General features: G+C 69.6%; 10 protein-coding genes. 2 read left to right on the top strand and 8 right to left on the bottom strand.

The window, feature by feature from the left end:
* Nucleotides 1-87: 87 nt before the first annotated feature.
* A complete protein-coding gene (gene gltX / locus BUR94_RS09175) occupies nucleotides 88-1,500 on the bottom strand; it encodes a glutamate--tRNA ligase (RefSeq protein WP_074255956.1) in 1,413 nt (470 codons plus the stop codon).
* A gap of 135 nt (nucleotides 1,501-1,635) precedes the next feature.
* On the opposite strand from gltX, the gene BUR94_RS09170 reads away from it, so the two are divergent.
* Nucleotides 1,636-3,615: a ComEC/Rec2 family competence protein gene (locus BUR94_RS09170; protein ID WP_245794411.1), complete on the top strand. Its 1,980-nt coding sequence runs from the start codon at nucleotides 1,636-1,638 to the stop codon at nucleotides 3,613-3,615.
* Nucleotides 3,616-3,645: 30 nt separating this feature from the next.
* On the opposite strand, the gene lexA is transcribed toward BUR94_RS09170, so the two are convergent.
* The 7 genes from lexA to BUR94_RS09135 all read right to left on the bottom strand — a co-directional run bounded on the left by lexA (nucleotide 3,646) and on the right by BUR94_RS09135 (nucleotide 9,335).
* A complete protein-coding gene (lexA, locus tag BUR94_RS09165) occupies nucleotides 3,646-4,338 on the bottom strand; it encodes a transcriptional repressor LexA (protein WP_074257653.1) in 693 nt (230 codons plus the stop codon).
* 95 nt (nucleotides 4,339-4,433) lie between these two features.
* Complete coding sequence (locus tag BUR94_RS09160; protein ID WP_074255955.1) at nucleotides 4,434-5,603, bottom strand: molybdopterin molybdotransferase MoeA; 1,170 nt, start codon at nucleotides 5,601-5,603, stop codon at nucleotides 4,434-4,436.
* On the bottom strand, nucleotides 5,600-6,073 hold the full coding sequence (gene moaC / locus BUR94_RS09155) for a cyclic pyranopterin monophosphate synthase MoaC (RefSeq protein WP_074255954.1): 474 nt from the start codon (nucleotides 6,071-6,073) through the stop codon (nucleotides 5,600-5,602). Before moaC ends, BUR94_RS09160 begins: the two co-directional genes overlap by 4 nt.
* Nucleotide 6,074: 1 nt before the next feature.
* The gene (gene trpC / locus BUR94_RS09150) at nucleotides 6,075-6,884 is read right to left on the bottom strand and encodes an indole-3-glycerol phosphate synthase TrpC (RefSeq protein WP_074255953.1); all 810 of its coding nucleotides are present in this window, start codon (nucleotides 6,882-6,884) and stop codon (nucleotides 6,075-6,077) included.
* Nucleotides 6,885-6,926: 42 nt separating this feature from the next.
* Entirely contained in the window at nucleotides 6,927-7,628 is a 702-nt protein-coding gene (locus BUR94_RS09145; RefSeq protein WP_074255952.1) for a DUF3592 domain-containing protein, read from the bottom strand.
* Nucleotides 7,629-7,731: 103 nt separating this feature from the next.
* Nucleotides 7,732-8,754, bottom strand: a complete 1,023-nt coding sequence (gene trpD / locus BUR94_RS09140) for an anthranilate phosphoribosyltransferase (protein WP_074255951.1) — start codon at nucleotides 8,752-8,754, stop codon at nucleotides 7,732-7,734.
* The gene (locus BUR94_RS09135; protein WP_074255950.1) at nucleotides 8,751-9,335 is read right to left on the bottom strand and encodes an anthranilate synthase component II; all 585 of its coding nucleotides are present in this window, start codon (nucleotides 9,333-9,335) and stop codon (nucleotides 8,751-8,753) included. The genes trpD and BUR94_RS09135 overlap by 4 nt, the downstream gene beginning before the upstream one ends.
* A 183-nt stretch (nucleotides 9,336-9,518) precedes the next feature.
* Here BUR94_RS09135 and BUR94_RS09130 point away from each other — a divergent pair, with 183 nt between their 5' ends.
* On the top strand, nucleotides 9,519-11,570 hold the full coding sequence (locus BUR94_RS09130; RefSeq protein ID WP_074255949.1) for a divergent polysaccharide deacetylase family protein: 2,052 nt from the start codon (nucleotides 9,519-9,521) through the stop codon (nucleotides 11,568-11,570).
* Nucleotides 11,571-11,589: the final 19 nt, after the last annotated feature.

Genomic DNA, 11,589 nt, shown 5'->3' with positions numbered 1-11,589 from the left:
CACGCGATGGAGCCCTTGTTTAACAGGCCCCTGCGTGGGGTTGTTCCTCTCTAGTCGGCAACAGAGCTAGCGCGGAATCAAGCGCTCTCAAGTCGCCGCATCTTGCAGCCGTGCCAAGGTTTCGGCCCGACCGATCACCAGCATCATATCGAACACACTCGGAGTGGCCGTGCGACCGGAAAGCGCCGCGCGGAGGGGCCCTGCAAGCTGTCCGAACTTGCTGTTCTTGCTCTCAGCGAACGCACCCAGCGTAGCTTCCAGCGCCTCGCGGTTCCAGCTAGCATTTTGCAGGTGCGGCGTCAATTCAGACAGTATACCGCGGGATACCGGGTCGAGGGCCTGGGCCGCCTTCTCGTCCGGGATGAAGGGGCGGGAGCCGAGCACGAAGGCGGCTTTTTCGAGCAGTTGGGGCAGGGTGCGGGCGGCCGGTTTGAGGCAGTACATGGCCCGCAGGAGGCCGTCCTTCTGCTCTTCATCCAGCTCCTGCGCGTCGATCGCGGTGAGGTAGGCCTCGATCTCGCCCATCAGCTGCATGTCGTCCATCGCGGCGATATGCTGGCCGGAGAGATTGTCGAGTTTCTTGTAGTCGAAGCGGGCGGCGGCCTTGTTGATCCCTTCGAGAGAGAACCATTCGCGGGCCTGGGCGTCGGAGAAGAACTCGTTGTCGCCGTGACTCCAGCCGAGACGGGCGAGATAGTTGCGCATGGCGGGCGCCGGATAGCCCATCTTCTGGTATTCCTCGACGCCGGTTGCGCCGTGCCGCTTGGAGAGCTTCTTGCCGTCGCCCCCTAGGATCAGCGGAATGTGGGCGTAGACGGGGAGCGTCCAGCCCATCGCATGGTAGATGTGGCACTGGCGGGCAGCGTTGTTGAGGTGATCGTCGCCGCGGATCACATGGGTCACGCCCATGTCGTGGTCGTCCACGACGACGGCCAGCATGTAGGTGGGCGTACCATCCGAGCGCAGCAGGATCATGTCGTCCAGCGTGCTGTTCTTGAAGGTGACATCGCCCTGCACGACATCATGGATCACCGTCTCGCCCTCGCGCGGGGCCCTCAGACGGATCACATAGGGCGTATCGGGATGGGTGGACGGATCGGCATCGCGCCAGGGCGAGAGGTAGAGCGTGGAGCGGCCCTCGGCCTTGGCCGCCTCGCGGAACTCGGCGATCTCGTCCTGGGTGGCGAAGCACTTGTAGGCGCTGCCGTTGGCCAGCATCTGGCGGGCCACTTCGGCATGGCGCGGCACCCGCTCGAACTGGCTCACCGCGTTGCCATCCCAATCGAGGCCAAGCCAGCGCATGCCGCGGAAGATCGCGTCGGTGGCCTCGGGGGTAGAGCGGGCGCGGTCGGTGTCTTCGATGCGCAGCAGGAACTTGCCGCCATGCTTGCGGGCGAAGATCCAGTTGAACAGCGCCGTGCGAGCGGTGCCGATGTGCATGTAACCTGTGGGCGAGGGGGCGATGCGGGTCACCACCTCAGGAGGCGTGGACTGCTCCATGGGGCGCGTTAACCTTATGTAAACCAAAGTTTGCGTCTGTTGGGTGACGTGTATGCAATCGTTTCAGGCAGGGCAAGGCCGCCACTTTGGGGGAGGCTGGCCCTTCCGTTCCTTGCCCAACGCGGGCACCTTCTGTTGTGGACTCCGGTCTGCCTGGGGCTGGGGATCGGCGGATATTTCAGCCTTGGAGAAGAGCCGACGGGGGGCCAGGCGGCGATCGCCCTGACCGCGGCCCTCGCGGCGCTGGGCCTTGCAAGGCTTGCGGGAGACCTTCTGGCGCCGCTCTTCGTGGCGCTGGCACTCGTGCTGGCGGGCAGTGCCCTGGCCTGGGCGCGCACGGCCAGCGTGGCAGCCCCGGTGCTCGACTTTCGATACTACGGGCCGGTCGAGGGCCGGATCATCGACATCGACAGGTCGCAATCCGACGCGGTGCGGCTGACGCTCGACCGCGTGAAGCTGGGCGACATGCGGCCGGGCCGGGTGCCGGAGCGGGTGCGTGTTTCGCTGCATGGCGATCAACGCTGGTTCGCGCCGGAACCGGGGCTCGGGGTCATGCTGACCGCGAACCTCTCGCCACCGCCCGGGCCGGTCGAACCGGGAGGCTACGACTTCAGGCGCCAGGCCTGGTACGATGGCATCGGGGCGGTGGGCTACACGCGCTCCCCTGTGCTGGTGACCGCGGCGGCCGAGGGCGAGCGGGCAGGATTGGCGCTGTTCCGCGCGCGCGTGTCCTTGTCGGCTGGCATTCGTGAGAGGCTCGGCGGCCAGCCCGGCGCCTTTGCGGCGGCGCTGCTGACCGGAGACCGCTCGGCGGTGTCGCAGGAAACGCTGGAGGCCTTGCGCAACTCCAACCTCGCCCATCTCCTCGCGATCTCGGGGCTGCACATGGGGTTGCTCACCGGCACGATCTTTGCCGCGCTCCGGGCCGTGCTGGCGCTCGTGCCCGCGATCGCGCTGCGATACGACACCCGCAAGCCGGCGGCGCTGGTGGCGCTGGTGGCGGGCGCGGGCTACCTCGGGCTCTCGGGCGGCAACGTGGCGACCGAGCGGGCCTTCATCATGGTGGCGGTGATGCTCGGCGCGGTGCTGATCGGACGGCGGGCGATCTCGCTGCGCGCCGTGGCCCTGGCGGCGGTGCTGGTGCTGCTCCGGCGGCCCGAGGCGCTGCTGTCACCCGGGTTCCAGATGTCGTTCTCGGCGACAACGGCGCTGGTCGCCGTGTTTGCGGCGCTGCGCGATGCCGGCGGGTTCGGCGCTGGCTGGCCGGCGGTGGCGAAAGGAGCGGTGACGCTCGTGATCTCTTCTGCCGTGGCAGGAGCGGCCACGGCACCCTTTGCCGCGGCGCATTTCAACCGGATCGCGGACTACGGGCTGATCGCCAATCTTGCCTCCGTCCCGGTGATGGGCCTCTGGGTGATGCCCTGGGCGCTGGTTGCAGGCCTGGTGGCGCCGCTGGGGCTCTCCTGGCTGCCCCTGCAGATCATGGGCTGGGGCTGCGCCTGGATCCTGGGCGTGGCGGCCTGGGTCGCCGGGCTGGACGGGGCGGTGACCCATGTGGTTGCGCCGGGGCCATGGGTCGTGCCGGTTCTGGCGCTGGGAGGGCTGTGGCTGGTGCTCTGGCGCGGGGCAGGGCGCTGGCTCGGGCTGTGCGGCCTCGCGGCGGCGCTGTGGATCTGGAGCCAGGCGGAACGCCCGGCGCTTCTGGTCTCGGACAGAGGCGGTTTGGTCGGCGTGATGGGTGCCGAGGGCAGGGCACTGTCGAAGGACCGTGGAGAGAGCTTTTCGGCCGAGGTCTGGCTGGAGAATGACGGCGACGGGGCGACACAGGAGGTTGCGGCGGCACGGATGGGGACGGCGCCGGATGGCGTGCTGCGGTTCGAGGTGGGGGGCCTTGTGGTGACCCATGTCTCCGGGCGCGGTGCGGCGGAAAAGGCGGCCGGGCTCTGTGCCGAGGGGCTGCTGGTGACCAGCGTGGAGCCCAAGCCGGCTGTCGAGGGGCCATGCGATGTTTGGAGCCCCGCGCGGATGCGGCGCACCGGGGCCCTTGCGGTGATGGGAGACGGGCGGATGGTTACCGCCACCGAAGCCGCTGGCCGCCGCCCTTGGAGCCCTTGAGCCGGGGCCGCTCCCGGCACAGGGTCTGGCTCAGTAGGTGCGGATCAGCCCGACAAGACGGCCCTGGACCTTCACCTGGTCATCCCGAAACACGCGGGTCTCGTAGGCCGGGTTGGCCGCCTCCAGCGCGATGGATTTGCCGCTGCGGCGGAACCGCTTGAGGGTGGCCTCCTGATCCTCGACCAAGGCCACCACGATATCGCCATTGTCGGCCGTGGAGGTCTCGCGGATCACCACGACATCGCCGTCGTTGATGCCCGCGTCGATCATGGAATCGCCTTTGACTTCAAGCGCATAGTGCTTGCCGCGACCGACCATCGAGCCCGGAACGGCCACATGATGGCTGACCTGGGAGATCGCCTCGATGGGCACGCCGGCGGCGATGCGGCCCATGACCGGCAGTTCCATTGCCGCGGCCTCGACCGGCATGGCACCGGGTGGAGGGGCAGCATCGGGGCGGTCGCCCTCGATCACCCGGGGCGTGAAGCCGCCGGTCCTGGTGCTGAGCGCCTCGGGCAGCTTGACGATCTCGATGGCGCGGGCCTTGTGGGCGAGGCGGCGAATGAAGCCGCGCTCCTCCAGCGCCGTGATCAGCCGGTGGATGCCGGACTTGGAACGCAGGTCGAGCGCGTCCTTCATCTCGTCAAATGAGGGCGGAACACCGTCACGACGCATCCGCGCGTCTATGAACTTCAACAAATCCAACTGCTTCTTGGTCAGCATCGGGCACTCCATGCTCGGCCTCGTTGTGCATATGTTCTGCCAAAGTTCACGTTTTGTGTCAAGCGCCCCCTGCGCCGCGGCGCGGAGGCTGCGGCTCAGAGGTCGATGACGTCAACCATCTCGCCTGCGGCGCGCGGGCCGTCGTTGACCGGGCGGATGATGAGCGCGTTGGCGGCGTCGAGGACAGAGAGCAGGGAGCTGTCCTGCCGCTCGAAGGCGGTGACGGCGCCCTCGGCAATCGCTCCGCGCATGTAATGGGCGCGGGGGCCGTTGGGCGGGAGCGGCGCGGCGAGCGGGAGGCTGCGGCGGGGCGCGGGCGCCTCGCCCAGGCCAAGCATCCTGCGGATCATCGGGCGGATGAAGACATGCCCGCAAACAATTGAAGAAACGGGGTTTCCTGGCAAGCCGACCATGGCCATGCCGCGCACCTTCCCGGCCATCAGCGGCTTGCCCGGACGCATGGCGACCTTGTAGAAGGCGCGGTCCATCCCGAGGTCGGCGGCGACCTCACCGACGAGGTCATGGTCACCGACCGAAGCGCCGCCGGTGGTGATCACGAGGTCGGCGCCGCGCGCGAGTTCGAAGGCGGCGGTGAGGCTCTCGCGGGTGTCGCGGGCGATGGGCAGCAGGCGGCATTCAGCGCCTTCGGCCTCGAACAGGGCGGCAAGGGCGAAGCTGTTGGACGCGATGATCTGGTCTGGGCCGGGGGTTTCGCCGGGCATCACCAGTTCGTCGCCGGTGGCCATGAGCGCCACCACGGGCTTGCGGGTGCAGGTGAGGGTGGCGGCGCCCATGGCGGCTGCGAGCGCCAGGGCATTGGGGGTGAGCACCCGGCCGGGCTCCAGCCGGTCGCCCGCCTTGAAGTCGCCCCCGGCGGGGCGGATGTTTGTGCCCTCGTCGAGCCTGTCCCGCAGGGTGATGGTGCTTTCGCTTCGCTCCACTTCCTCTTGAATTACAACGCGATCTGCGCCTTGTGGCAGGGGCGCGCCGGTGAAGATGCGTACCGCTTGCCCGGGTCCGACGGTCAGGCCGGAAGCCCGGCCGGCGGCGCTCTCGCCGATCACGGTGAACTGCTGGCCTGGCGCGACGGGGCCTTGGACCGCGTAGCCATCCATCGCCGAGGCGGCAAAGGGAGGCTGCGCGCGAGGTGCCGTGACGGGCGCGGCCAGCACGCGGCCTGCGGCGGAGCGGAGCGGAACCTGCTCGGTCGGCAGGGGGTCTACCAGCGCGAAGATCCGCGCGAGCGCCTCTTCGACGGAGATCAAGTGGCCTGGTAGCGGCCCGATGTGCCGCCGTCTTTCAGGAGCACCCGGATGCCGCCGATTTCCATCGCCTTGTCGACCGCCTTGAGCATGTCGTAGACGGTAAGGCCCGCCACGGAGGCGGCCGTGAGCGCCTCCATCTCGACGCCGGTCTGACCCGTGGTCTTGACGGTGGCGGCGATGCGGATGCCGGGGAGGGACGGGTCTGCCTCCAGCTCCACCGCGACCTTGGTGATCGGCAGTGGGTGGCAGAGCGGGATCAGGTCTGGCGTGCGCTTGGCGGCCATGATGCCGGCCAGGCGGGCGACCCCGAGGACATCGCCCTTCTTGGCGCTGCCTTGGACAGCAATTTCAAGAGTTTCCGGCGCCATCTTCACCCAGCCTTCGGCCACCGCCATGCGGTCGGTCACGGCCTTGCCGGAGACGTCGACCATATGGGCGCGGCCATCGCTGTCGAAATGGGTGAGTGCCATGTCAGGGCCCCGCCGAGAAGGGATCGGCCAGCAGGGCGCGGGTGGCGGCGGCGACATCGTCGGCGCGCATCAGGCTCTCGCCGATCAGGAAGCAGCGGGCGCCGTATTGCGCCAGTTCGGCGAGATCGGCCGGGGTGGAGAGGCCGCTCTCGGAGACCAGCAAGCGGTTGGCCTCGGCCAGCCGCGCGAGGCGCTTGGTTGTGTCGAGCGTGGTCTCGAAAGTGTGGAGATTGCGATTGTTGATGCCCAGCAGGCGGGAGTCCAGCCGCATGGCGCGCTCGAGCTCCTGCTCGTCGTGGACCTCCACCAGAACATCCATGTCCTGCTCGGTCGCGGCGGCCTCGAGCTCGAGGGCGAGGCTGTCATCGACGGCGGCCATGATGATGAGGATGCAATCGGCCCCCCAGGCGCGGGCTTCGAGCACCTGGTAGGTGTCGAACATGAAATCCTTGCGCAGGGCGGGCAGGTCGGTGGCGTTGCGCGCGGCGGAGAGAAACTCGGGCGCGCCCTGGAAAGAGGGACCGTCGGTGAGCACCGAAAGACAGGCCGCGCCGCCGGCCTCATAGGCTTTGGCGAGCGTGGGCGGGTCGAAGTCGGCCCGGATCAACCCCTTGGATGGACTGGCCTTCTTGATTTCGGCGATCAGTCCGTAGCCGTGGCGGCTCTGTTCGATCAGGGCGTCGCGGAAGCCGCGCACGGGGCCGGCCTCGGCGGCGGCGCGGCGCATGTCTTCCTCGGAGCGCTCGGCCTTGGCGGCGGCGATCTCTTCGAGCTTGTAGTCGCGGATACGGTCGAGAATGGTCTGGCTCATGGGCCACGTTTATTGCGCGGGCAGGGTCGGGGCAATGGCGATTTAGTCGAGCGTTGCGGCGAGCAGGGCGTGGGAAGGCCGTTCGGGCGCGTAGGTGATCGCGATGGGGTCGCCCGGCTTGGCGCCCATGACGAGCTTTGTGGGCGAAGGCGGGATCTCCGCGTGCTGTTCGCGCCCGAGACTGTCGGTAAAGGCAACCGTGAGCGCGGTGCGGTTGCCGACAGGTGTGAGCGCGACGATGCGCGCCTCGGTGCGATTGCCATGGCGGCGCAGGGCGCGGGCGGCGGATTGGGTCTTGTGAAAGAACAGGAGGGCGAGAAGACCGCAGGCGATGAAGACGCTGCCGACGATCCCGGCCCAGAAGGCGTTGTCCGACACGCCGCCCGGTTCGATCTCGACCTCCTCCGGTTGGCCGGGGAGCGTTTTCACGGTGATCTCGTCGCCCTCTCGGACAGAGCCGTAGAAATCGCGCGAGACGGTTTCGGTGGCGCGGTGAAACGCGATGTCGGGGGCGCGGCCGGAGGTGTAGGTGACGGTCACGGTGTAATCGGTGGTGGGGGTCTTCGAGCCGCCGATGCGCACGCGGCGGTCGCGGTCGACGACCTTGGCGGAGGTCTCGATGCCGGATCGGGCAAACTCGCGCCCGCGCGCGCCTTCGGAGATCCAGACCCAGAGGCCGATGGCCCCGATGGAAAGGCAGAGCAACACCAGCCAGCCGCCGCCACGTGTGAGCCATCTGAGCATGTGCCGTCTCCCGTTCCCTTGCCGCGAGGAAAGCGGCTGAGGGGGCAGGGGTCAAGGCGGGAGGCGGCGGGAGATCCTCGGGGCAAGCCCGAGGATGACGGGTTCAGCCCTTGGCGGCGGAGGTGATGCGGGCCAGCGCCTGCACCTTTTCCAGCGCCTTGCCGGAGTCGATGCTCTCCGCGGCCATTGCGACGCCGTCGGCCTTGGTGCTGGCCTTGCCGGCGATCAGCAGGGCGGCGGCGGTGTTGAGCAGCACCGCGTCGCGGTAGGCACTTTTCTCGCCCGAGAGCAGGGCGCGGAAGGCGGCGCCGTTCTCCTCCGGCGTGCCGCCGAGGATGGCCTCGAAGGGGTGGACGGGCAGGCCGAACTCCTCGGGGTGGGTCTCGAACTCGGTGATCTCGCCGCCTTCCAGGGCGGCCACCTTCGACGCGGCGGCGATAGAAAGCTCATCGGTGCCGTCGCCGCCATGCACGATCCAGGCGGCCTCCGATCCGAGTTCGCGCAGCACCTCGGCCATGGGGCGGAGCCAGTCGGCGGAAAACGCGCCGGAGAGCTGGCGCTTGACGCCCGCGGGGTTGGTCAGCGGCCCGAGGATGTTGAACACCGTGCGGGTGCCCAGTTCGGCGCGGGTGGGGCCGACGTGGGCGGTGGCCGGGTGATGCATGGGAGCCATCATGAAGCCGATGCCCGCCTCGGCGATGGCGCGGTTGACCACCTGCGCGTCGACCATCACCTCGATGCCCATCTGGCTCAGCGCGTCCGCGGCGCCGGACTTGGACGACAGGTTGCGGTTGCCGTGCTTGGCCACGGGCACCCCGGCGCCCGCCACCACGAAGGCGGTGGCGGTCGAGATGTTCAGCGTGCCCTTGCCGTCGCCTCCGGTGCCGACGATGTCCATGGCGCCCTCGGGGGCCGTGACGGGCTTGCAGCGGGCCCGCATGGCGGCGGCGGCGGCGGCGATCTCGTCGACGGTTTCACCGCGCACCCGGAGGGCCATCAGGAAACCGCCGATCTGGCTTGGCGTCGCCTCGCCCTCGAACAGGGCGGCGAAGGCGGCCTCGGCTTCGGCACGGGTCAGGGCGCGTTCGGCGGCGAGGCCGATGAGGGGGCGGATCGTGTCGCTCATGCCGGAACGGGGGCCAGATCGAGGAAGTTCTTCAGTATGGCGTGGCCGTGCTCGGAGCGGATGCTCTCGGGGTGAAACTGCACGCCTTCGATGGGCAGCTCCCGGTGGCGCAGGCCCATGATGGTGCCATCCTCAAGCTCGGCGGTGACCTCAAGGCAGTCGGGCAGGCTTTGGCGCTCGACGATCAGCGAGTGGTAGCGGGTGGCCTTCAGCGCCCCATCAGGCAGGCCCTTGAATACGCCCCTGCCGGTGTGACGGATATGGCCGAGCTTGCCGTGGACGATTTCGCCGGCCCGCACCACCTTGCCGCCGAATGCCTGGCCGATCGACTGGTGGCCGAGGCAGACGCCCATCAAGGGAGTGCCGGTTTCGGCCGCGGCGTGCACCAGGTCCAGGCAGATGCCCGCCTCGTTGGGGGTGCAGGGGCCGGGAGAGAGCAGGATGGCAGCGGGATTCAGCGCCATGGCCTCCTGAGTGTTCAGCGCGTCGTTTCGCACCACTTTCACATCGGCGCCAAGCTCGCCCAGGTAGTGGACGAGGTTGTAGGTAAAGCTGTCGTAGTTGTCGATCAGGAGCAGCATTTGGCCCTCGGGGTCTGAGGCATGCGCAAGGGGGGTGATCCGCCGCGCGGTTGGCGCTATACTTGCCCGCAGCCCGCCGCCGGGGTCAAGCCCATCCCTGGCCTGCCGCGCGGCAGGGTGTAACATGCGGGGAGTGTTCGCAAATCGGGCGCTTCCGGCGATAACAGGCGAAAGGTCGGGCATATGGGCAAGGGACTCCTGTCGGGTGTTGCATGGGGTGCGCTGGTGAGCGTGCTCGGATTGGGCGGTGCCTCGGTGCTGGCGCCGCTCCCCGAGGATGTGGCGGCGGTGTCCGCGCCGGGCGGGCTGGAAGCCCCGAGGGCTGATGCGGCGCCCGAGGCGCCCGAGCCTGCGCCTTCGGACACGACCGGCACCACCGCGGAGAGCGAATTGACGCCGCCGCCCGGTTCGGAGTTTGCCAGGGCGGGTGAAGACACCGAGCCTGCCGCACCCGGCGCCGAGGCGGAGCCGATATCTCCCGCCGCCCCGGAACAGCCTGATGTGGAAGTGGCCGAAGCGCCTGTGCCCGATACTACCCCGCCCGCCGTGCCCGAGACCGCACCGGAGGCCGTGGCTGCGCCGGTCGCGCCCGTGGTGGAGGAGACCGCACCGGTGATCGGCGGTGGCGATGCAGCGAAGGTCGTGGCAGAGGCGCCCGGCACGGCAGCGCAGCCGGAGGCGGGGCGCACCCCAGAGACGGCGACCGTCGCGCCGGAGGTTCCGCGCAGCACGCCGGAGGTGGTGAGCGCGGAGGCGGCAACCGCCGCGCCCGCCGAGAGCGAGACCGTCGGAGCCGCGCCGGGGGCTGCGGCACCGGTGGCCGCCGCCGAGGTTGCGCCCGGCGAGACAGCAGAGCGCACCGCGCCGGTGCAGGCGGCAGGCGCCGGCGAGCGCGCGCCGAAGGTCGAGGCGGTGGCCCCCTCCACCGGGGGCGAGGTGGCGGCGGTGGCCGAGGTCGAAGCGGCGGGACGCACAGAGGCGCCGGAGGTGGCCGCTGCGCCCGAGGCCGAGGTGGTGACGGGCACGGAGCCGGTGGCCGAGTCGGCCGCGGTGCCGGAGTCTGCCGAGTCCGCCGTGCCGGAGCAGGTTGCGTCGGTGGAGCCGGAGGCGCCCCGAGCCGAGGCGCCCGATGTGGTGGAGATCGTCGAGCCGAATCCCCAGGCGGCCCCGCAGCCTTCGCCGGAAGCCGAGGCGCCGGTGGCCGAAACCCCGTCCGTGCCGGCAACGGAAGCCACGGGCGATGCGCCTGAGCCGACTCAGCCCGACCGCGAGAGCCCATCAATGGCGGCCGAGACACCGGCGGCTCCCGAGGCTGAGCGGGCCGAGGTGGAGCGCGAGACGGAGCTGCCTGCCGACCCGTCCTCGCCGCCGTCGAGCGTGCCGATCACCGAGCGCCAGCCGCGCACCGGCACCGGCAACGGGCTGCCGCGCAGGATCGTGACCGCCGGCGAGAGCGGCGGTGGCTTCGGCAAGCGGGTGGTGCCGCTCACCGAGCGCAACAAGCCCGAGTCCCGGCTTCCGGTGATCGGGGCGAGTGCCGAGGCCGAGGCCGAGGCGCCCCGGCTCTCCGCCCTGGCCGCCAATGCGGCCCCGTTCGAGAATGCGGAGGGCCGGCCGCTGGTTTCGGTCATCCTTTTCGATGTGGGGGATCAGGGGCTGGACCGCGCCGCCCTGACGGCGATCAACTTTCCGGTCACGTTCGCGGTGGACGCCACGGATCCGGGGGCTGCCGAAACCGCCCAGCGGTATCGGGACGCAGGCTTCGAGGTGTTGATCGTGCCATCGGGCCTGCCCAGGGGCGCCACACCGCAAGACATGGAAACCACGCTGCAAAGCTATATCGGGCAGTTTCCCGGAGCGGCGGGGCTGCTGGAGACCGGAGAAGAGGGCATCTCGGATGATCCGGCGCTGTCCCGTCAACTGCTGGCCATCGCCGCTGACACCGGGCACGGCCTGGTTTTCGTGGACAGCGGCCTGAACTCGGCGCAGCGCGGCGCAGAGAGTGCCGGGCTGCCATCGGCGCTGGTCTGGAAGGTCATCGACGCGGGCGGCGAAGACGGCGCGGCGATCGGGCGCACATTGGACCGGGCGGCCTTCCGGTCGGGGCAGGAGGGCGCGGTGGTGGTGATGGGGCACAGCTTCAGCCAGACGGTGACCGGCCTCCTGAACTGGGCGGCGGGCCCCAAGGGGCAGAGCGTGGCGCTGGCGCCCGTGTCGGCGGTGCTGATGCGCTGAACCCCGTTCATCGGCGCGA

The organism is Vannielia litorea, assembly GCF_900142295.1.
In the GTDB taxonomy this organism is placed as follows: Bacteria; Pseudomonadota; Alphaproteobacteria; order Rhodobacterales; family Rhodobacteraceae; genus Vannielia; species Vannielia litorea.
The sequence above is the reverse complement of the archived record's forward strand: the minus strand, read 5'-3'. Positions and strand labels throughout refer to the sequence as shown.